General features: G+C 63.6%; 22 protein-coding genes. 11 read left to right on the top strand and 11 right to left on the bottom strand.

Annotated features, from left to right (window positions below):
- Positions 1 to 144 precede the first annotated feature (144 nt).
- Positions 145 to 3,558 (bottom strand): molybdopterin-dependent oxidoreductase, encoded by a 3,414-nt coding sequence (locus tag DNK10_RS11375; RefSeq protein ID WP_131191629.1) that lies wholly within the window; start codon positions 3,556 to 3,558, stop codon positions 145 to 147.
- Between the two features lie 74 nt (positions 3,559 to 3,632).
- On the opposite strand from DNK10_RS11375, the gene DNK10_RS11370 reads away from it, so the two are divergent.
- Positions 3,633 to 4,529 (top strand): LysR family transcriptional regulator, encoded by an 897-nt coding sequence (locus DNK10_RS11370; protein WP_131181411.1) that lies wholly within the window; start codon positions 3,633 to 3,635, stop codon positions 4,527 to 4,529.
- A gap of 27 nt (positions 4,530 to 4,556) precedes the next feature.
- Here DNK10_RS11370 and DNK10_RS11365 read toward each other — a convergent pair whose 3' ends face one another.
- Both DNK10_RS11365 and DNK10_RS11360 read right to left on the bottom strand, forming a co-directional pair.
- Positions 4,557 to 6,035, bottom strand: coding sequence for a DASS family sodium-coupled anion symporter (locus tag DNK10_RS11365; protein ID WP_131191628.1), 1,479 nt, complete (start codon positions 6,033 to 6,035; stop codon positions 4,557 to 4,559).
- Between the two features lie 95 nt (positions 6,036 to 6,130).
- On the bottom strand, positions 6,131 to 7,033 hold the full coding sequence (locus DNK10_RS11360) for a LysR family transcriptional regulator (protein ID WP_131181413.1): 903 nt from the start codon (positions 7,031 to 7,033) through the stop codon (positions 6,131 to 6,133).
- A gap of 218 nt (positions 7,034 to 7,251) precedes the next feature.
- Between DNK10_RS11360 and DNK10_RS11355 the strand changes: the two genes are divergently transcribed.
- Entirely contained in the window at positions 7,252 to 7,863 is a 612-nt protein-coding gene (locus DNK10_RS11355; protein ID WP_131191902.1) for an NAD(P)-dependent oxidoreductase, read from the top strand.
- A gap of 64 nt (positions 7,864 to 7,927) precedes the next feature.
- On the opposite strand, the gene trpA is transcribed toward DNK10_RS11355, so the two are convergent.
- On the bottom strand, positions 7,928 to 8,737 hold the full coding sequence (gene trpA, locus DNK10_RS11350) for a tryptophan synthase subunit alpha (RefSeq protein ID WP_131191627.1): 810 nt from the start codon (positions 8,735 to 8,737) through the stop codon (positions 7,928 to 7,930).
- The gene (gene trpB / locus DNK10_RS11345) at positions 8,734 to 9,945 is read right to left on the bottom strand and encodes a tryptophan synthase subunit beta (RefSeq protein ID WP_131191626.1); all 1,212 of its coding nucleotides are present in this window, start codon (positions 9,943 to 9,945) and stop codon (positions 8,734 to 8,736) included. Before trpB ends, trpA begins: the two co-directional genes overlap by 4 nt.
- Before the next feature lie 363 nt (positions 9,946 to 10,308).
- On the opposite strand from trpB, the gene DNK10_RS11340 reads away from it, so the two are divergent.
- From DNK10_RS11340 to DNK10_RS11300, 9 genes are all read left to right on the top strand, one after another.
- A complete protein-coding gene (locus DNK10_RS11340; RefSeq protein WP_131191625.1) occupies positions 10,309 to 11,154 on the top strand; it encodes a transporter substrate-binding domain-containing protein in 846 nt (281 codons plus the stop codon).
- A 10-nt stretch (positions 11,155 to 11,164) separates the two neighbouring features.
- Positions 11,165 to 11,821: an amino acid ABC transporter permease gene (locus DNK10_RS11335; RefSeq protein ID WP_131191624.1), complete on the top strand. Its 657-nt coding sequence runs from the start codon at positions 11,165 to 11,167 to the stop codon at positions 11,819 to 11,821.
- Between the two features lie 11 nt (positions 11,822 to 11,832).
- Entirely contained in the window at positions 11,833 to 12,468 is a 636-nt protein-coding gene (locus tag DNK10_RS11330) for an amino acid ABC transporter permease (protein WP_244216239.1), read from the top strand.
- A 4-nt stretch (positions 12,469 to 12,472) separates the two neighbouring features.
- Positions 12,473 to 13,279 (top strand): amino acid ABC transporter ATP-binding protein, encoded by an 807-nt coding sequence (locus DNK10_RS11325; RefSeq protein ID WP_131191622.1) that lies wholly within the window; start codon positions 12,473 to 12,475, stop codon positions 13,277 to 13,279.
- Positions 13,276 to 14,508 carry a M20 family metallo-hydrolase gene (locus DNK10_RS11320; protein WP_131191621.1) on the top strand — a complete coding sequence of 411 codons (1,233 nt, stop codon included), beginning with the start codon at positions 13,276 to 13,278 and terminating at the stop codon, positions 14,506 to 14,508. Before DNK10_RS11325 ends, DNK10_RS11320 begins: the two co-directional genes overlap by 4 nt.
- A gap of 27 nt (positions 14,509 to 14,535) precedes the next feature.
- Positions 14,536 to 15,246, top strand: coding sequence for a DUF1989 domain-containing protein (locus tag DNK10_RS11315; RefSeq protein WP_131191620.1), 711 nt, complete (start codon positions 14,536 to 14,538; stop codon positions 15,244 to 15,246).
- Between the two features lie 141 nt (positions 15,247 to 15,387).
- The gene (locus DNK10_RS11310; RefSeq protein WP_131181421.1) at positions 15,388 to 15,996 is read left to right on the top strand and encodes a cupin domain-containing protein; all 609 of its coding nucleotides are present in this window, start codon (positions 15,388 to 15,390) and stop codon (positions 15,994 to 15,996) included.
- Positions 15,997 to 16,094: 98 nt separating this feature from the next.
- The gene (locus DNK10_RS11305; RefSeq protein ID WP_131191619.1) at positions 16,095 to 16,763 is read left to right on the top strand and encodes a DUF3592 domain-containing protein; all 669 of its coding nucleotides are present in this window, start codon (positions 16,095 to 16,097) and stop codon (positions 16,761 to 16,763) included.
- 1 nt (position 16,764) lies between these two features.
- Positions 16,765 to 17,658: a LysR family transcriptional regulator gene (locus tag DNK10_RS11300; protein ID WP_131191618.1), complete on the top strand. Its 894-nt coding sequence runs from the start codon at positions 16,765 to 16,767 to the stop codon at positions 17,656 to 17,658.
- Between the two features lie 119 nt (positions 17,659 to 17,777).
- On the opposite strand, the gene gloA is transcribed toward DNK10_RS11300, so the two are convergent.
- The 6 genes from gloA to DNK10_RS11270 form a co-directional block, all read right to left on the bottom strand.
- The gene (gene gloA / locus DNK10_RS11295; protein WP_131181424.1) at positions 17,778 to 18,305 is read right to left on the bottom strand and encodes a lactoylglutathione lyase; all 528 of its coding nucleotides are present in this window, start codon (positions 18,303 to 18,305) and stop codon (positions 17,778 to 17,780) included.
- Between the two features lie 287 nt (positions 18,306 to 18,592).
- Positions 18,593 to 19,051, bottom strand: coding sequence for a metallophosphoesterase family protein (locus DNK10_RS11290; RefSeq protein ID WP_131181425.1), 459 nt, complete (start codon positions 19,049 to 19,051; stop codon positions 18,593 to 18,595).
- Positions 19,052 to 19,328: 277 nt separating this feature from the next.
- Positions 19,329 to 19,679 (bottom strand): Mor transcription activator family protein, encoded by a 351-nt coding sequence (locus DNK10_RS11285; RefSeq protein ID WP_131191617.1) that lies wholly within the window; start codon positions 19,677 to 19,679, stop codon positions 19,329 to 19,331.
- A gap of 11 nt (positions 19,680 to 19,690) precedes the next feature.
- Complete coding sequence (locus DNK10_RS11280) at positions 19,691 to 20,236, bottom strand: hypothetical protein (RefSeq protein WP_131191616.1); 546 nt, start codon at positions 20,234 to 20,236, stop codon at positions 19,691 to 19,693.
- Positions 20,236 to 20,802: a gp16 family protein gene (locus DNK10_RS11275; protein WP_131191615.1), complete on the bottom strand. Its 567-nt coding sequence runs from the start codon at positions 20,800 to 20,802 to the stop codon at positions 20,236 to 20,238. Before DNK10_RS11275 ends, DNK10_RS11280 begins: the two co-directional genes overlap by 1 nt.
- The gene (locus DNK10_RS11270) at positions 20,789 to 21,031 is read right to left on the bottom strand and encodes a hypothetical protein (protein ID WP_131191614.1); all 243 of its coding nucleotides are present in this window, start codon (positions 21,029 to 21,031) and stop codon (positions 20,789 to 20,791) included. Before DNK10_RS11270 ends, DNK10_RS11275 begins: the two co-directional genes overlap by 14 nt.

Raw genomic sequence — 21,031 nt, 5'->3', positions numbered from 1 at the left:
TTTCAGGCGATGCCCATGCGCCATGCAGGGCACGCTTCATTGGTTCTGCAAGCGGTGCGCACCAGGGCGTGCCGGCTACATGAACCTTCTTGTCGATAACGCCGGTGTCAGGTGCTCGGTGACCTCGTGCGAGGCCCCGACCCTCTAGGCATCCAGCGTCAGAGTTGTGGCAGGTATCGCCTGACAGCTCAGGCATACGCGAGCATCTTCCGGATCCTTGCCGTGCAGGTGGACGACTTCGCCCTCCAGCACGCGAACCACGCAGCTCTCGCATTGGCCGACCCTGCATCCGCTCGGCAGCTGGATTCCCAGCCGTTCGGCGAATGTCAGTAATGGTCCGGCCTCGTTATTCCATTCATGGGTTTGCCCACTTCGGGCGAACGTCACGGCAAAACGGCTGTTGCCGCTCGGCAGCACGGCCGGCGAGCGGAACACTTCATTGAATATGTCGAATCTCGGCACACCGGCGGCTTCCAGCTCGCCGATGATGGTGTCCATCATGATCGGCGGGCCGCACAGGTAATGCAGGGCGCGCCTGGCGAAGAACGCATCCGGCACCATGCAGCGGGTGACGTTGCCGAGCACCTGATAGTCGATTCCCGCGCGCTCTGCAGCGAGCGGCGAGCTGTACGCGTCGACCACACGCAAGCCCGGCAGGCGTTGGGCAAGAGCCTGCAGACGATGCCTGAAAGCATGCCCCGGGCCATTGCGATTGCCGTACAGCAGCAGGATATCGCCACCGAAGCCCAGCTCGGCGGCGCTTTCCAGGGCGCTGATGAAAGGCGTGATACCGATCCCGCCGGCATAGAACACCAGCGGCCGATCCGACTTGGCGGGGATCAGGAAGGTACCGCTGGGTGCCTGCACCTCCACACGATCACCAACGGCCAGTGCCAGATTGATGTGCGACGACACCTTGCCTGACCAGGGCAGGCCATCGGCATGCTGCCCCCGGGCATGGCGTACGGCTATGCGATACAGGCGCCTTTGCGGGTCGACCGCCGGGCCGGTCAGCGAATAGGCGCGGGTCTGCTCGCCGTGGGCTGTGGTGTGAATGCACAGGGTGATGTGCTGCCCAGGGCGGTAATCCGGTAGCAGGCCACCGTCGACCGGGCGCAGCAGGACGCTGGTCACGCCCTCGGCCTCGGCGTGCCGCTCGGCGACGACGAAGTCGCGCATGCCGTTCCAGCGTGCCGGCAGCACTTGCGGCGGGGCTTCCCGACGCAGGTTGCACAGCAGGTCGCGCAGCGGCACCGAACCGCTCAGCGGGTCGGCATGCTCGGCCGTGGCCAGGCCGTTGTAATGCGTGTTGCCATCGCCGAGCAGCGGCGTTTCATCGAGCCCCAGCGCCTGGTTGCGCTGCCACCAGCCGAACTCGCCGATCACCACGCGTGGATGCAGGCGGTCGTCGATTCGCGCCTGGAAGCGTGCGCTGCCGCTGGCGGTGGCGACCCGTACCCAGTCATCCTCGGCAATGCCTTTTTCCCGGGCCAGCGCCGTGGCAATCGTCAAGGTCGGCGCGAGGGCCTTGCGGCGCAGGCTGGCCAGGTTGCGATGCTGGCTGTGGCAGAAGTAGCCGTTTTTCGCCGAACTGAGCAGCAAGGGGAAGCGTGGATCTTCAGCCGCTGGCGGCGTCGCCTGCGGCAGCGGTGGGTAGCCATGTTCCAGCAAACGCTCGGAGTAGAGTTCCACCCTCCTGGTTGGCGTGGCGAAGCCGTCCCGGCGGTATTTGAACGACTCGTGCCGCAGCGGCACGCGCAGACCCTCGGGGTTCTCGCGCAGCTGGCCGACGCTGAGCCCCAGCGGCTCGAGCATCGCATTCCAGCCTTGCTCCAGCGTGCCGCCAAAGAAGTCGGCGGCCATGCCCAGACGGTTGGCCAGGGCGAAGACGATATCGTTGTCGGATCGGGCTTCACCCCGCGAGGGCACCATCTGCTGGCGCAACTGCACATGTTCCTGCGCCTCTTCGGAGATTTCGAAACCGATACGCAGACCCTCTCGCTCCCAGGGTGTGTTCACCGGCAGCAGAATGTCTGCGTAGCGGGCAGTGGGATTGATGAACAGATCGCAGTGGGCATAGAACTCCAGTGCCTGCAGCGCCTGGGTGCCCAAGGCCGCGTCGGCCTGGGAGCTCAGCGGGTTGCTGCCGAAGGCCAGCAGACCTTCGATCCGATAGGGTATGCCCTCGAGGATCGCCCGATACAGGTCGCGCGCCATGATCCAGCCCTGCGCCGGCGGGCCCAGCGGTCGCTGGGCAAGTCCCAGTGCCTTGGCCTGCTGCACCGGGTCGATCAGATCCAGGCCATTGACCACGCGCGCTGCGGCCTTGCCCAACTGGCGATTGCCGCCAGGGGCGTCGAAGCTGCCGGTCAGCGCGTACAGGCAGGCGATGGCCCGTTCCGTCTGGCTGGCGTTACGCTGTTGGCCGACACCTGACCAGGCATGATAGGCCACGCTACTGGCCTCTGCGATCAGGTCGGCGGCACGCCGCAAGTCGTCTTCGTCGATCCAGGTCAGCTCGGCGGTCAGGCCTGGCGTGAACGCTGCGCAGGCTTCGCGGTACAGGTCGAACGCCGGCCGGCAGGCGACTGCGCCGACCTCGGTCATGACGGTGAAGTGGCCACGCAGGGCGACGCGAACGCCGGGTGCATCCTCCGTCACCTGAGGCATTGCCCTGGGGCGGCCAGCCGCTTCATCCCAGGCGACCAACGCGTCGTCCGCCGAAGCATCCAGGTCGCAGGCGCGCAGGAAGCGGCCATTGTCTTCACGTACCAGCAAGGCGGCGTTCGACCAGCGCTCGATGAAGCCCAGATCGAAGCGCCCGGATTCGATCAACAGATTCGCCAGGCCCATGGCCAGCGCCGCATCGGCGCCCGGCTTGACCCGCAGCCAGACATCCGCTTCACGGGCCAGGGCCGTTTCACGAGGATCGATCACCAGCAGCCTGGCGCCATTGCCTCGGCCGTCGGCAATCGCCTGAGCCTGGGCGAGCCAGGTATTGGTCGGGTTGTGGCCCCACAGCAGGATCAGGCCGGCGTGTCGATAGTCCGGCGTGGGAATGCCGCAGCCGAAGGTGAAGGCGTGGGCCACATCCTTGTGCCAGTTGCAGATCTCGGTGGCATAGCTGGTGTTGGGGCTGCCATAGCGGCGGATCAGCCGCTCGATCCAGTCGATACTGTCGCTCAGCGGCGTGCCGCTGGGCGTGGTCACGCTGAAGGCGAAGGCCTCGGCACCGCGTCGTGCCTTGATGGTGGCCATGCGCTCGGCGATCTCGTCCAGCGCCTCGTCCCAGGAAATACGTACCCAACCGGGATCGGCATCGCCTTTGGGGCGCGTCCTGCGCATGGGGTGCAGCAAGCGTTCGGCGCTGTCCACCAGCTCGGGCGCCGCCTTGCCCTTGAGGCACATGGACGCCCCGGTGGGGTGCTCGGGATTGGGCTGCACGGCGATCAGCCGATCGTTCTCGACCAGGTTGAGTGTGCCGCAGCGGGAGCGGCAGAGCGTGCAGTAACCCGGTTTGAGCGCCAAGGAAGAAACCCATGCAGTACCAAAGGACATGGAGCTGGAATCTAAGGCACTTGAATGCGATATTCCCAATTCAAATTTTGGAAATAGCATTATCGGGAAAATCGATGCAGCCTACGTTCCGGCAGTTACAGCATTTCGTGGCGCTGGCCGAAACCGGCCAGGTGTCCCGCGCCGCACTGCGCTGTCATGTATCGCAATCGGCCATGACTGCCTCACTGCAGGGGCTGGAAAAGGGGTTGGGCATACCCCTGTTCACCCGCCAGGCGGGTGGGGTGCGCCTGACCACGGAGGGCTTGCGCTTCCTGCGTAATGCGCAGCGCGTCATCCATACGCTCGAAGAGGCCGTGGACGACGTACGCACCGTGCCGCTCGAGGTACAGGGGCGGGTGCTGATCGGCCTGACCGAGACCGTCAGCGCCTACCTGATGCCGCGATTGCTGCCCGCCCTGAGGCGCAAATTCCCGCGCCTGCAAGTGATCTGCGTCGAGCAGGAACGTCAGCAGATAGAAGAAGCGCTGCTGGCGGGGCGCCTGGATTTCGCCCTGGTGCTCGCCAGCAACCTGTCCGGCCACCCCGACCTGCACAGTGAGATCCTGCTGCGCTCCACCCGCCAGTTCTGGGCCAGCCCGGAGCATCCGCTGATCCAGCAGGAGCGCGTATCCCTCGCCGAGGTCGCCACGCAGCAATACCTGCTGCTGGACATGGATGAACACCTGACCACGGTGGAGCGCTACTGGAGCAGCTACGGGCTGAAACCGCAGGTCTGCCTGCAGAGCCGCTCGATCGAGGCGGTACGCAGCCTGGTCGCCGCGGGGCAGGGCATCACCATTCTTTCCGACCTGGTCTACCGCCCCTGGTCACTGGAGGGGCAGCGCATCGCCCGGCGCCCGCTCAGCGATGAAGTGCCCTCCATGGATGTGGGCCTGGTGTGGAGCGCCAGGCATGCTGCGCAGGATACCTGGCAGGCACTGACCGCCTTCCTGCGCGACGCCATCCACTAGGTGTTTCAGCGCCAGCCCGGGCGCCCCTCAGATCCAACCCAGCCAGCGCCACCAGGTCGCCGCGAACACCAGCATCAGCAGGTAGCCGCCCAGGGTCAGCCAGATGCCGGTGCGCAGAAACTGCTTGGAGGTGAAGGTTTCGGTGGCGATGCACACCATGTTCTGTGGCGCGTTGATAGGCAGCAGGAAGCCGAAGCTCATGACGAAGCCCAGCAGCATGCTGATGCCCAGGGGATTGATGTCGCCGCCGAGCTGCATCAGCAGGGCGATGATGATCGGCAGCATGGCCGAGGTCAGCGCCGTGGCGCTGGCGAAGCCGAGGTGGATGAGGATCAGGAACAGGCCGAGCACGGCGAATACCCAGAACGGCGACATGCCTTCCATGCCCAGGTGGGTGACCATCAGCCTGGCCAGCCAGGTGCCGGCCCCGGTGGCCAGCACCGCGGTGCCGAGGCTGATGCCGACGCCGAAGACGATCACCGTGCCCCAGGGGATGCGCGCCTGGGCTTCCTTCCAGCCCATCACGCCGATGCCCGGCAGCATCAGCAGCGCCAGGCCGACCATGGTGGTGGAGGCGGTGTCGAAACTGTGCAGCTTGCCTTCGCTGGCCCAGAACGCCAGCAGGGTCAGGCTGATGGCCATCAGGCGGCGTTCGCTGCCGCTCATCGGGCCCAGTTCGACCAGCGCCTTGCGCACCGTCTCCTTGCCGCCTTCGATGCGATCCGTTTCCGGCGGCATGACCTTGAGGATCACCCAGTAGAGGATCGCCGACATCAGCAGGCTCCAGGGCGCGCCGGCGATCAGCCAGTCCGTCCAGCTCACCGATTCGCCGAGCAGGCGCTGCATGAAGCCCACCGTCAGCAGGTTCTGCGCCGCCGAGGTCTGGATGCCGACGTTCCAGATGCTGGTGGCCTGGGCGACCAGGATCATGATGCCGCCGGCAAAGGCTGAGCGCTTGTCCACGCCGAAGGCGGCGATCACCCCCATCATGATCGGCACCATGCAGGCCACCCGCGCCGTGGCGCTGGGCACGATGAAACTGAGCAGGATGGTCACCGCGATGGCGCCGAGCAGCACCCGGTGGGTGCTGGCGCCGACCCGGGACAGGGTCAGCAGGGCGATGCGTTTGTCCAGCCCGGTGTGGGTCATGGCCGCGGCGATGAACAGCGCCGAGGCCACCAGCGCCAGGGCCGAATTGGCGAAGCCGGCCAGACCCATGGCCAGGGCGTCCTTGGTGCCGATCAGCTGGTCGGGATCGGCCAGGGTCGGCGCACTGCCGAGCAGGAAGGCCATCAGCGCCATGATCATGATCGCACTGACCTCGTAGCTCACCGATTCGCTGATCCATACGATCACCGCGAAGACCAGGATCGCCAGCATGCGCTGCCCGGCGATCGGCAGGCCGTCCTGGGTGGGCAGGAGGATGACCGCCACGCAGGCGAGCAGTGCCAGCAGCAGGCCCCAGGGCACACGGATGGCGGAGGTGGAGCGGGTCAGGGTGGGCATGACGGCTTCCTGCACAAGGAACGGTGGGGAAACCCTAACGCGTCATGCCGTCGCACATGTTGAGGCAGATCAGCCTATGACCGGTCACACGCTCGTCAGCGTGCCTGCCACAGCGGGTCGGCAGCCAGCCGCTCGGCAAGAAAATCCAGCAGCGTACGCAGGGCCGGCAGCATCTGTCGGCGTGATGCATAGATGGCATGAATGCCCAGTGCCTGGGGTTGCCAGTCCGGCAGCAGGCGTACCAGACGGCCGCTTTCGATCAGCGGCGCGGCGGCATATAGCGGCTGCATGCAGACACCGCCGCCAACCATTGCGGCCTCGAGAAGCACTGCGGTGTCGTTGCTGCTGAGGTTGCCGGCGACCGCCACATCGAGTGTTTCCCCGGCTGCCTGGAACTGCCAGAAGCTGCGCCCGAAGTAGCTGTAGGTCAGGCAGTTGTGCGTATTCAGTTCGTCCGGATGCTGCGGCGTGCCGGCTCGATCCAGGTAGCCTGGCGCCGCGCAGACCACCGAATGGCAGGTTCCCAGATGGCGGGCGACCTGGTTGGGCTCCAGCTGATTGGTGATGCGCAGAGCCAGGTCGATACGCTCTTCGACGAGATTTACCGCCTGGCTGCTGACCAGCACATCCACCGAGGTATTGGGATAGCGCGCCAGGTACTCGACCAGTATCGGGCTGAGCCAGGTCTGCGCGAAGGACTGGCTGGTGGTGATGCGCAGGTTGCCGCTTGGCCCGTCGTTGGCCTTGAGTCCCGTACTGCGCATGAGGTCGGCCGTGAGCAGCATTTCCCGGCAATGCGGCAGCAGCTCGCTGCCTACCTGGGTCAGGCTCAGCTTGCGCGTGGTGCGGTGCAGCAGGCGTGCACCGACCCATTCCTCCAGCGCGGCGAGGTAGCGCGAGACCATGGCTCGGGAGATATCCAGGTGTTCGGCGGCAGCGGTCTGGCTGCCGCTATCCACCACTTCGACGAACACGCGGGCTGCGGTGATTCTGTCCATGATTCGCTCGATTCATGCAACTGAGTAGGTCTGATTATGCGGCTTTTCGTTGCTTTTGCTGCGAGTAAGCTGAGCCCTCTTGCCTTACGCGGAGCCTGAACATGACCCGATCCTTTCAACTGTTCGTCGCGACACTGTTGCTGGTCGTTGCCGGATGGGCCTGGGCCGGCAACGAGCCCGCAGGCCAGCCTTCCTCAATCGTCAAAACGGAGAAACCCATGAACATCGTCATTCTTGGTATCAGCGGTCGTGCCGGTTCGCGTCTTGGTCATGAACTGCTGCAGCGTGGCCATCAGGTCACCGGTATCGCTCGTAATGTCAGTGAAGTCCCTGCGCAGGACGGCTTGAGCCTGGCCAGTGCCGATGTGGCCGATGTCGAGCGCCTGGTACCGTTGCTCAAGGGTCATGATGCGGTGATCAGCGCGACGCGTTTCGAGGGCAGTGATGCCGCCAGCCTGGTCGGTGCGGTCAAGGCCGCGGGTGTGCCGCGTCTGCTTGTGGTCGGCGGTGCCGGTAGCCTGGAAGTGGCGCCGGGTGTCGCGCTGATAGATACCCCGCAATTCCCCGCAGCCTACAAGGCCGAGGCGGGCGCCGGGCGTGATTTCCTCAATGTGCTGCGTGAAGAGAAGGCACTGGACTGGACGTTCCTGTCGCCGTCGGCGCTCTTCGAACCAGGCCAGCGCACGGGTAGTTTCCGCATCGGCAAGGACAGCCTGCTGGTCGATGCAGACGGCAATAGCTCGATCTCCATGGAAGACTTCGCCATCGCGCTGGTCGATGAGCTGGAACAGCCACAACACTCGCGTCAGCGCTTCACCGTGGGGTATTAGAGCCATAAAAAACCGCTGCCCTGTTATCAGGTGCAGCGGTTCCTGTGTGGCGAATTGCCGGGGTTTACTGGCGCGCGCTGCGCACGCCTTCGGCCAGTTGGCTGCACAGGTTGAGCACGCCTTCGATGGCCTGCTCGTCGTTGTCGGCCTTGGCAATGTGGTCGATCAGCGCCGAGCCGACCACCACGCCGTCGGCCAGACGGGCGATGGTCGCCGCGTGTTCCGGAGTGCGGATGCCGAAGCCGATGCTGATTGGCAGGTCGGTGTGACGGCGCAGGCGGGTGACGGCTTCCTGCACGTGTTCCAGGGTCGCCGAGCCGGCACCGGTGACGCCCGCCACGGACACGTAGTAGACGAAACCCGAGCTGCCGTTGAGTACGGTGGGCAGGCGTTTGTCGTCGGTGGTCGGGGTGGTCAGGCGGATGAAGTCGATGCCTGCGACCTGGGCCGGGTCGCACAGGTCGGCGTTATGTTCCGGTGGCAGGTCGACCACGATCAGGCCGTCGACACCGGCTTGCTTGGCATCGGCGATGAAGCGCTCCACACCGTACTTGTGGATCGGGTTGAAGTAACCCATCAGCACCAGCGGCGTGGCCTGCTCGGTTTCGCGGAATTCACGAACCAGTTGCAGGGTCTTGGCCAGGTTCTGCTTGGCGGCCAGGGCACGGATGTTGGCCAACTGGATGGCCGGGCCGTCGGCCATCGGGTCGGTGAACGGCATGCCCAGTTCGATCACGTCGGCGCCGGCTTTCGGCAAGCCCTTGAGAATCGCCAGGGAAGCGTCGTAGTTCGGGTCACCGGCGGTAACGAAAGTCACCAGGGCGGCGCGGTTCTGTTGTTTCAGCTCAGCGAAGCGCGTCTGCAGGCGGCTCATATGTGTTCTTCCTGTTCGTCGAAGTGGTGCATGACGGTCTGCATGTCCTTGTCGCCGCGGCCCGAGAGGTTGACCACCATCAGGTGATCCCTGGGCAGGGTCGGGGCACGCTTGAATACTTCAGCCAGGGCGTGGGACGACTCCAGGGCCGGGATGATGCCCTCCAGGCGGCAGCACTGGTGGAAGGCGGCAAGTGCCTCCTTGTCGGTGATCGAGGTGTACTCGACGCGGCCGATATCGAACAACCAGGCGTGTTCCGGGCCGATGCCCGGGTAGTCGAGGCCGGCGGAAATCGAATGGGCGTCGATGATCTGGCCATCGTCGTCCTGCAGCAGGAAGGTGCGGTTGCCGTGCAGCACGCCTGGTACGCCGCCATTCAGGCTGGCGGCATGCTTGCCGGTTTCCACGCCATGACCGGCCGCTTCGACGCCGATGATCTGTACCGACTGGTCATCGAGGAAGGGATGGAACAGGCCCATGGCGTTGGAACCACCACCGATGCAGGCGACCAGGCTGTCCGGCAGGCGGCCTTCCTGGGCTTGCAACTGGTCACGGGTTTCCTTGCCGATGACGGCCTGGAAGTCGCGCACCATCGCGGGGTACGGGTGCGGGCCGGCCACGGTGCCGATGATGTAGAAGGTGCTGTCGACGTTGGTCACCCAGTCGCGCAGGGCTTCGTTCATCGCGTCCTTCAGGGTGCCGGTGCCGGCGGTGACCGGAACCACTTCGGCGCCGAGCAGGCGCATGCGGAAGACGTTGGCCTGCTGGCGGTCGATGTCGGTGGTGCCCATGTAGATCACGCATTGCAGGCCGAAGCGCGCAGCCACGGTGGCGGTGGCCACGCCATGCATGCCGGCGCCGGTCTCGGCGATGATGCGTTTCTTGCCCATGCGCTTGGCCAGGAGGATCTGGCCGATGCAGTTGTTGATCTTGTGCGCGCCGGTGTGATTGAGCTCTTCGCGCTTGAGGTAGATCTTCGCGCCGCCGCAATGCTCGGTCAGGCGCTCGGCGAAGTACAGCGGGCTCGGGCGGCCGACGTAGTCGCGCTGGAAATAGGCCAGCTCCCTGGCGAATTCGGGATCCTGCTTGGCCTTTTCGTATTCGGCAGCCAAGTCGTGGATCAGCGGCATCAGCGTCTCGGCGACGTACTGACCGCCGAACGCACCGAACAGGCCGGTGGCGTCTGGGCCATTGCGTAATGAAGTCATGGGGTTCTCCTGTGAGTTCGAGGCCGGCGGCTCACCGCAAGCACATCACGGGCGTGGCCCGTGAATGGTGTGATGGAAGGAAGACTAACCCTCCATGGGCACCGAGAAAAGCGAGTAGTTTGATTTGATACGTGAGAAAAACTCACGTATTGGTGATTCTCGACCTTCTTGTCAATCCGCTTTCGGACGCACTAACTCGGAACGCACGTGCTGCGTTTGCCCGCAAAAGGTGCGCTGAAATCATGGCTCGTTGCCCTGAATGGTTCTGTTCTGGCTCCCAGGATGGCTGGCACACATCATGCTTGTGTAATTTTATTCAAGTTACTTGAATAAATATCCATAGCTTCAAGAAGAGGCCTCGCCATGAACCGTCGTGCCGTGAAAAACCTGTCACTCGCTTTGGCCACATTGCTCGTCAGCTCGCTGGCTCAGGCTGACGATCTGCTGCAACGCATCCAGCAGGAAAAACAGATCACTATCGCTACCGAAGCACGCTTCGCACCGTTCGAGTCCGTGGAGAACGGCAAGATAGTCGGCTATGGCGTGGATCTGATGAATTACGTTCTGGCGGATCTGCCGGGCGTCAAGGTCAAGCAGCTGGATCTGCCTTTCCAGGGCATTCTACCGGGCCTGGATACTGGAAAGTTCGACTTCGTGGTGACCTCGGTCACCGTCAACAAGGCGCGCTTCGAACAATTCGCCTTCACCGTACCGATCGCCGAGTCCACCGTGGCGCTGCTCAAGCGTGGCAATGACGATTCGATCAGTAGCCTGAGCGATCTCAACGGCAAGGTGGTCGGCTCGCAGAGCGGTTCCGGCCAGTTACAGGTCTTGCAGGCTTATGACGAAAAGCTCAAGGCGGACGGTCAGCCCGGACTCAAGGCCATTCGTCAGTACGTCAGCTTCGACGAAGCCTACGCCGACCTCGCCCTGGGGCGTCTGGACGGCGTCGCCCAGTCGCTGTCCAACCTCGGCCCACTGATCAAGTCGCGCCCAGGTGTGTTCACCACCCTTGGCGACATGCTCGGCCCGCAGACCTACTACGGCTGGGTCGGTCGCAAGGATGACGACAGCGCCAGCCTGGTCAAGCTGTTCAGCGACGGTATCGCCCGCGCCAACCGTGACGGCACCATGCAGGCCCTGCAGGAAAAATGGTTCGGCTTCACCATGGATGTGCCGGCCGACGCCATGCCCGAGCCGAGCATCTGAGTCGCTGACCATGGATGACTTCGGTGCTCGCTTCGCACTCTACTGGCCTGCTCTGCTCGACGGCGCGCTCACCACATTGTGGCTGTGCCTGGCCGGCATGCTGCTGGGCTTCGTTCTCGGCGTGCTGATCTATCTGCTGGGCAGCAGCCGCAGCCGAGGTTGCGTGGCGTTCGCCAGGGTCTACGTGAGTTTCTTCCGTGGCACGCCGATGCTGGCGCAGTTGCTGCTGCTCTTCTATTTGCCCGCCGGGTTGGGGATGGACGTGCCGGCGCTGGTCGCCGCCTGTCTGGCATTGGCGCTGAACACCGCGGCCTACCAGTCGCAGATCCTGCGCAGCGGTTTCGCCGCCATCCCGGTCGGGCAACTGGAGGCCGCCACGGTGTTCAGCATTGGCCCTTGGCGTACGTTGCTGCATATCCAGTTGCCGCAAGTGGTGCGTCTGACCCTGCCGGCGCTGATTTCCGAGCTGATCGATGTGATCAAGGTGTCGGCGGTGGTCTCGGTGATCTCCATCACCGACCTGATGCGGGTCAGCCAGCAGCTGGTTTCGCAGACTTACCGTCCGCTCGAGGTCTATCTCGTCGCCGCGCTGTTCTATCTGGTACTGACCAGTCTGCTGGCCCTGCTCGGGCGTCAGCTGGAGCGGCGCTGGCAGGCGCGCAGTTGATGGAGAACTGGATGAACTACCTTCCCGATTTCGGCCAGGCACTGCTGGTCACCCTGGGTATCAGTTTTTCCGGCGCGGCGCTGGGTCTGCTACTGGGCTTCGCCCTCAACGCGCTGCGCCTGGCGGTTCCCGGCATCATTGGCCTGTATCGGTTGTATGTCTGGCTGGTGCGTGGCACACCGTTCCTCGCGCAACTGTTGCTGATCTACTTCGGTCTGCCCGTGCTCGGTCTGACTCTGGATGCCATCGAGGCGAGCATTCTCGCCCTGTGCCTCTACAGCGCAGCCTATTTTGCCGAGTTGCTGCGCTCGGCCTGGGCCAGTGTACCGAACGGCCAGTTGGAGGCCGCGCGGGTGCATGGCCTGAGCGGCATCCAGACCTTCTGGCACATCCAGGCGCCCCAGGCGTTGGCATTCGCCCTGCCGCTCTTGGGTAATCAGGTGATCCTGACCATCAAGGAAAGCGCGGTGGCGTCGATCATCACCGTGCCGGAGCTGACCATGACCGCCGGACAGATCGTGTCCAACACCTTTTCCTATGTCGTGCCCTACGTGCTGCTGGTGCTCTCGTACTGGCTGCTGACGCTGCTGGTCGGTTTCGCCGCCGCCGCGCTCGGCCGTCGCGCAACGCGCTACCTGCGAGGATGACCCGATGAGCAATCTTCCCCTTCTTGAACTGCGCGGCGTGGGCAAGTCCTACGGCGCCAATCGTGTGCTGCAGGGCTTCGACCTCAGTGTGCGAGCCGGCGAGATCGTCTCGCTCATCGGCCCCTCCGGCTCCGGCAAGACCACCGCCCTGCGCTGCATGAACTTCCTCGAAGCCTATGACCAGGGCGAGGTGTGGATCGATGGCCAACTGCTCGGCTACAGCGGCAGCGGACGTCGTCCGAGCGACCAGGACAGCGCCGCCAGCATCGCCGAGGTACGTCGACCGCTGTCCATGGTGTTTCAGCAATTCAACCTGTGGCCGCACATGACGGTGCTGGAGAACGTCATGGCACCTCTACTGCTGGGCAAGGGCATGAACAAATCCGAGGCGCGTACCTTGGCCGAAAGCGCGCTGCAGCGGGTCGGCCTGGCAGCCAAGATGGGCGCCTATCCGGCACGTCTGTCCGGTGGCCAGCAGCAGCGCGTCGGCATCGCCCGGGCGCTGGCGGTGAAGCCACGTCTGATGCTGCTCGACGAGCCGACCTCGGCGCTCGATCCGGAGCTGGTAGAGGAGGTATTGCAGGTGATTCGCAGCCTGGCCAACGACGGCATGACCATGGTCATGGTGACCCACGAGATGAGTTTCGCCGCACAGATATCCAGCCAGGTGGTGTTCATGGAAGCCGGACAGATCGTCGAGACCGGTGCGCCGGCGGCGATGTTCCAGGCGCCCGCCACCGACCGTCTGCGACAATTCCTCAAACCCTGGTTCAACCGCAGCCTGACGCCACGCCAGGAGGTGTGCCAATGAATGCCGAGAGGGTGATGGCGGCGGTGCGTGCCGAACGACTGCATGGCTTGCTCGATACCCTGGCCGGGTTCGGCGCGCTACAGGCCGGCGGAATGAATCGCCAGGCGCTTTCTGCAGAGGACTTCGATGCACGTGCCTGGCTGATCGGCGAGGCACAGCGCATCGGTTGCCGCGTGTGGACGGATGCTTGCGCCAACCTGTTCATCCGCCGCGACGGCCTGGAGGATCTGCCGCCGGTGATGACCGGCAGCCACATCGATACCCAGCCCAGCGGTGGTCATCTGGATGGCTGTTACGGTGTGATGGCCGGTCTGGAATGCCTGCTGGCGCTGCACGATCAGGGCCTGCGCACGCGCCGGCCGATCGAGCTGGTGGTGTGGACGAACGAGGAGGGCAGTCGTTTCAGCCCCGGCGCTATGGGCTCCAGCGCCTTCGTCGAACCGACCCGCATGGCCGCCTACCGAGACAGCCTGGATGCCGCGGGCATCAGCGTCGGCGAGGCGCTGGACGAGCATGGCCGACGTTTCGTCGGGCTACCGCTGCGCGAGAAGATTGCTGCACACGCCTTCGTCGAGTTGCATATCGAACAGGGACCGGTGCTGGAACGCGCGGGTGTGCCGCTTGGCGTGGTGTCCGGCATTCAGGGCGTGCGCTGGTACCAGGTGCGCTGCCGCGGTGCCTCCGCCCATGCCGGCACCACGCCGATGGACATGCGCCAGGATGCCCTGTTGCTGGCCACCGGCTGCCTGCCAGCCATCGATGCCCTGGCCGAGCGCCTGGCCGGTGCCGACAAACGCCTGACCTTTGGGCGCTGGCAGGTGCTGCCCAACTCGATCAATACGGTGGCTGGGGAGGTGACCTTCAGCATCGATTTCCGCCATGCCGACAGTGCGGTGCTGGACGCCTTCGACGCGGCCCTGGCCGACTGCCTGCCCGGGGAGGCCGAGCTGCAGATGCTCTTCAGTCATCCGCCAGTGGCCTTCGATGCAGCTGTCGTCGAGGTGCTGCAGCAGGCTGCCGACGCTACCGGCGAAGCGTCCCTGAGCCTGCGCTCCGGAGCCTTCCACGATGCCATGTACCTGGCGACGCATTGCCCGACCGGCATGCTGTTCGTGCCCAGCCGCGACGGTATCAGCCACAACCCCAACGAATACACCGAACCTTCCCAGCTCGAAGCCGGCGCCCGTGCGCTGGCCTGGAGCCTCGTCCAACTGGCCGAACAAGCCTGACCTGTCCTTGCCCAACTAGGAGCGACCATGAGCCATTCGAACCACGCCCACGATTACCCCACCTGCTGCCAGCCCGACAACGGTGCATCGCTGGGCATCAACGCCACCCTCAACGAGCCGCTGTCGGCCGACGGCACGCCCGAACTGGGCAAGATCTACACCGTGCCGGCGCGCTGCGGCCGCGCGGTGCGCCTCAAGGCCGGCGAAGTGATCCGCATCACCAACACCCATGGCACCCAGGTCTGCGACACCTGGCTGTTCAATGCCGAAGACCTGAGCGAATTCCTCTCCATGGAACATGCGCGTGCGCATATCGACCGGGTCATCCCCAAGCCGGGTGACGAGCTGTTCAGCAATCGTCGCCGGGCCATCGGCAAGCTGCTCACCGACACCTCGCCAGGTGTGCACGACACCCTGATCGCGGCCTGCGATCTCCATCGCTACAGCAACCTCGGCGTCGAGGGGTACCACGACAGCTGTGCCGACAACATGCGTCTGGCCCTGCAGGCCATCGGGCTGCGTGCCCGGGAAGTCCCCCAGCCGTTCAACCTGTGGATGAACATCCCGGTCAACCCGGACTACAGCATCGAGTGGCTGCCACCCGTATCCAAGGCAGGCGACTACGTGGAGATCCAGGCGGTGATGGATTGCGTGGTGGTGATGTCGGCATGCCCGCAGGACATCGTGCCGATCAACGACTTGAATCCGGTGGAAGTGCACTTCGCGGTTACTGCCTGAAGTATTCGAACGTATACGGGCTAGTTTGGTTGGTGACAGGGATTAATTCCCCGCGCACCTTAGGCGATACTGTGCGGCCAGCGGGGTAACCCGCTGCTGCACGTGGCCACCGAAACGGGTTATCCATTCATCGAGAAGCACATGCTCAAACCTAGCCATACACCGCCGCCCAAGGCCAATCACACCGATGGCTTGCCCAGCCTTGGAGTGCGTCTGCGCCACGCCCGCAAGGTCGCCGGCCTGACTCTCAAGCAGGTGGCCACGGTTGCTGGGTGTTCGGAAAGTCTGATTTCCAAGCTGGAGAACGATGCCGCTTCGCCGTCGCTGGCCATGCTTCACCGTCTTGCCGGTGCATTGGGCAGCAACGTTTCCGAGCTGACGTCGGAGGAGTGGGTATCCGACGAACCGGTGCTGCGCGCCGGCGAGCGCCCGGTGAAGCGCTTCGTCAAACGCAACAAGGACGGCGACATCGGCCTGGAGCGCATCACCCATTTGCAAAAGGGTGGATTGCTGCAGGGCAATATCCATATCGTGGCGCCGGGTGTGGCCAGTGATGGTCTGATCGAGCACCCTGGTGAAGAAATGGGTTACGTGCTCGCGGGCAGCATCGAACTGACCATCGGTGAGCAGTGCTATAGCCTGAAGACGGGGGATGCCTTTCACTTCCCCAGCAACCTGCCCCATGGCTATCGCAACAGCGGTTCCATCGAGGCACGCATTCTCTGGGTGAATACGCCCGTGACGTTCTGAAGGATCGTGCGGATGTGATTCATTCGGCTGGACTGTACCGTTCGATACCGGATAATCCTCGCCCTTGATGTGACGTTTACGCACAGGCCGGAGGCAGGATGAAAACAGGATGGTTGTGGATATTCCCAGGTATCGGGGCGCTCCTGCTGGTGATTGCGATCGGCATTCAGATCGCTCGCATCAGCGCTGAATCGCAGATGACGCTGACCCAGGGTTCGATCATGGATCTCGAAGGCGGCTGCCCGACGGTGTCGTTCATGACACTGGACGGCACCCTCGGTGAGTACCACAGCAGCACCTGCAGTAACCCGCCGTCCTTCGATATTGGTGAGCGGGTTGCACTGTATTACGACCCGCAGAGCCCTGAGCGCGCGCGCATCGACAGCTTCGGTCAGAACTGGCTGGGTAGTCTGATCGTCGGTGGCATTGGCTCCGTATTCCTGTTGATCGGCCTGGCTCTCGTGCTGCCGCCGCTGTTCGGCAAGCGTCGCGCCGCCGAGTTGCTGGCCACTGGCACGCCGGTGCAGGCCGAAGTGGTGGATGTCGAACTCAACGAGTCGCTGAACATCAATGGCCGCAACCCCTACCGTATCGTCGCCCAGTGGCTGAACCCGCAGACCAACAAGCTGCATGTGTTTCGCAGCGCCAACCTGTGGTTCGATCCGGGCCCCTACATCACCGATTCTCTGGTTACGGTGATGATCGACCCGGCCAGGCCCAAGCGTTACAGCATGGACACTCGCTTCCTGCCTGAGCTGGCGGACTGATATGGCCCAGGAGCTGCCGTCATTGAATGCCCTGCATGCCTTCGAAGCGGCGGCGCGGCTGGGCAGCGTGAGCCGTGCCGCAGTCGAGCTGCACGTCACTCACGGCGCGGTGAGCCGGCAGATCCGTACCCTGGAAGAGCAGCTTGGCGTGGCACTGTTCGTCAAGGAAGGGCGTGGGCTCAGGCTGACCGAGGCCGGCATGCGCCTGCGCGATGTCAGCGGCGAGACATTCACCCGGCTGCGTCAGGTGTGTGGCGAGATCCGTCAGCGGGAAGTCGACACACCCTTCGTGCTCGGCTGCCCGGGCAGCCTGTTGGCGCGCTGGTTCATCCCGCGGCTGGATCGGCTCAATCAGGCCTTGCCCGAGCTGCAGTTGCAGCTATCCACCAGCCAGGGCGAGCTGGATCCGCGCAGCCCTCAGGTGGATGCCACCTTGTTATACGCAGAGCCGCCCTGGCCAGCGGACATGCAGGTATTCGAACTGGCGCGCGAATCCATCGGCCCGGTGGTGAGCCCACGGCATGTTCGTTTTGCCGGGTTGAGTGAGGCCGTGCCTGGCGCTTTGCTGCGTGAAGCCCTGCTGCACACAACCTCGCGCCCCCAGGCCTGGCCGCAATGGGCGGCAGCCATGGGGCTGGAGCCGGCAGAGATGCGTTTAGGCCAGGGCTTCGAGCACCTCTATTACCTGCTCGAGGCTGCTTCGGCGGGCCTCGGCGTTGCCATCGCTCCGCTGCAACTGGTGGCCGATGATCTCGCTGCAGGGCGGCTGGCCGCGCCTTGGGGCTTCGTCGAAACCGAGGCGCGCCTGGCGCTCTGGGTGCCGGAACGGCGTAGCGGCCGGCGCGCCGAGCAGCTTGCCCGGTGGTTGAGAGCGGAGTTGCAAGCAGCGAGTTGAGCCGTGTGTCTCGCCGTGGGTTACGCATCGTCACCGCCCCTCGGTGAAGAGGGACGAGTGACAATACGATCAGCCTGTTCGTGGCTGATCGCTGCTTCGCTCAGCGGCTGTGTGGCTGCTCAGTCCACTTCGGTGAACTGGATGATTTCCACCCAGTAGCCGTCCGGATCCTTGATAAAGGCGATATTGCTCATGCGTCCGTCGGTCAGGCGTTTCTGGAAGGTCACGCCCAGGTCTTCGAAGCGCTGGCAGGCCGCCTTGATATCTGGCACTGCAACGCACAGGTGGCCGAAACCGCGCGGATCGCTGTTGCCGCTGTGGTAGGAAAACTCCGGATCCTTCTCGGTGCCGTAGTTGTAGGTCAGCTCCAGTACGCCGGGAATGGATTTGCGCCATTGGTGGCGGGCTTGCGGGTCGCTGGGGATCTGCGACTTGTCGGCTATCAGCGCGAGGAAGTACAGGCTGAATTCGGCATCGGGGAAATCCTTCTTCTCGAGCAGGGTGAAGCCGAGTACGCGGGTGTAGAAGTCCAGGGACTTTTCCAGATCCTTCACACGGATCATGGTGTGGTTGTAGACGAAATCCGCCGTGGCGACGTCAGGCTTGCCGGTTACGCCCGGCAGGGTGTTGAGTTCATCGAGGGTCATGGGGTTCTCCATCAGGCGGTGATTGGGCGAGTCGAAAAATAAGTACCTATTTAAATGGCCCCGACACGCGCGTTTTTCAAGGCAGGGCGTCATTGGCATGGCGGATGTAAGGCGTAAGTTGGCGTAGGGTGGATCGGGGCGCGTAGCTAACGCTCTTTTTGTCCACCATTGCGATTTCGGAGGTCGTAGGATGGGTGCAACCCATCGGCAATTGATGGGTTTCACCCATCCTACGGCTGTAGGGTAGGTTTTAGCCCACCGAATCGAATGGCCGCTCTCGCCTTGCATCAGACATCCAGCGTAATCAGCTCGGCCCGCAGCGCGTTGCCGTCGATATGCAGCAGGGCCACGCTGATAGGCAGCTTGAAGCGCCGCGGGCCGGCGCTGCCAGGGTTGAGATAAAGCACGCCGTCGCGCTCCTCATGCAGGGGCTTGTGCGAGTGGCCGGCGATCACCACGTCGATGCCCTGCATCCTGGGCTCAATATCCAGTTGCTTGAGATCGTGGAGTACATACAGGCTGGTCTTGCCGAAACGCAATATCAGCCGCTCGGGAATGGTGTCTGCCCAGGCGTCGTCATCGTTGTTGCCACGCACTACCGACAACGGCGCAATACCTTCGAGTTCGGCCAGGATCTGCGGCCCACCGATATCACCCGCATGGATCAAATGATCGACCCCCTGCAGTGCAGCCAACGCTTCGGGGCGCAGCAGACCGTGAGTGTCGGCGATCAGTCCAATCTTCATGGTTTCCCCTGCGTATGCGTGTAGGAGCCAGCTCGCTGGCGATCCATTCCACTGAAGCAGTGCTTCAGAGTGCAGCAAAGAAAAAGCCCGGCATTGCAGGCCGTGTGAAAACTACTGCGCTCGGTCATGCTGCGTTAAAAACCGGCTCGTGTTGTGCAGGCTTGAGAAAGAGAATACCCAAAAAGCGCGATAAAGGCGGGATATAGGGGAACAGGCGGGAATATATCGGGATGGGAAGTGAAAAGGCGTTGCCGTAGTGGTAACGGTGAATGACGGCCTAGAGCAGGCCGTCACCGAGGTCTAGTTTATGTTGATCGCGGTCGAACTTCCTGTCCTGTACCCGTTTCAGCAGCTTATAGATGGCGTTCTCGGTCAGGCCGTATTCCTTCGCGAGAACGTGGTGGTTGTGGCCTCTGAATTTCGAGAGGATCTCAATGTCCCGCTTGCTCAGGTTGAATCGGTGATCCTTCGGAATGCAGATGGTCGCGCCGGCCCAGGTTTGCGCCAGGTGGTCAGCGATCGCGTTGCCGATCTGCTCGGCACGGGCGGCATCCATGCCGTGCTCTTTCGCTACAACCGCAGCATGGGCTGCGACTCCGCTTAGCAGTTCGTGGCGCTTGTCGGCCATTGCAGACGACATCATTCCCCCCTCAGCGCCTTGATCTGGCGCTCACCTTCATCTGGCTTTATGAGCCCCAGGAGCATGTCGGCCTGGATACGGCCCACCTGCTCCTGGATATCCTGTTGCGGCGTGCTGGCCTTGCGCGATGGCTTGGCCAGTGCAGCAGCCTGGGCCTGGGCCGGATCTGCCGCGATGCCGTACACCACCGAGCGCAGGTAGTTGTGACTGCTGAGCGGCAGCGACAGGCGCTCGCGCTGGGCGATCATCTGCTCGATGCCGGCGACCCATAGGCGTGGCAGTGCTGGCTTCGAGTCAGTAGTGCGTGCATCGCGTTGCACCTGGCCAGACTCGACCAGGCCCACCAGCTCCTCCACCACCTTGATGGCCTTGGTCATGCGCAGGCCGCGTTTGGCCGGGCTGAACAGGCGTAGGTAGTTGAGGATGGCGCGCCCCAGCTTCGGATCCAGCGGCGCAAACAGCGCCGCCAGGGTCTTGCCGTCCGCATCTGCAAAACCAGCCTCGAAGGGAAACTGCTCGCCGCAGCATGGGCACTGGAGCTGCATTACAGCAGCCCCCGTGCATCAGCTGCAGCGTGCAGGGCTTCCACCAGGCTCTTGAGGATTGGACGTTGCCGCTGCCAGCCCTTGGGCAGGCTTTCCAAATCGGCCTTCCAGTTTGGATCATGCTCACCGAGCAGCTTGAGCAGCTCTTCCACATTGGCCAGCAGGCCGCGTTTCTCCTGCTCGACGTGCAACGCGGCGATCATGGCGTCGAGCTGCTCGGCCTTCTTCAACCACGCCACCCGTTCGACCTTAAACATCTGCCGCGCCAGCGCATCGGCATAGGCCCAGGGCAGGCTCATATCGGCGAGCTGCGCCTCGATCTTGTCCAGGCGCGGCCCCAACTGCGCGGTGTTGCGCGGCTTGCCCGCTGCCTTGCTGCTGGGCTTCGGTTTGAAGCCCAGCCGCTCGAACTCGACGATTACGCGCCCAGCCTGGCGCGAGTTCAGGTCTTTGGACGATTCAACGCCAGCAACGCGGCGCAGCAGCGCCCGGTAGCTGTCGTCATCCATGCCGACTTGCTGACGGGCAATGTGGATTTTGCTGAGGACACCTTTAGAAATCGGCATTCAATGCCTCCCCTGGAACGATCAGCCATTTGCTGTGCAACCGGCCGACCGCTACGCAATCACAACGCTCGATGGTTTTGTGGTAGTCCGGGAACAGCTTGTCGGCCAAGCGCTCGACTGCCAGCTTGGCGTCGTAGGCGCAGGAGGCGCTTTTGCCCTGGATGGTATTGGTCTTGTAGCCGGAGTGATCCAGGCGGACGCTGACCTCTACAGTGGTGTTGGTCGCCAT

Origin of the sequence: Phytopseudomonas daroniae, assembly GCF_004327275.1 — a bacterium.
GTDB classification, from domain to species: Bacteria; Pseudomonadota; Gammaproteobacteria; order Pseudomonadales; family Pseudomonadaceae; genus Aquipseudomonas; species Aquipseudomonas daroniae.
This window is presented reverse-complemented; position numbering and strand designations above follow the sequence as displayed.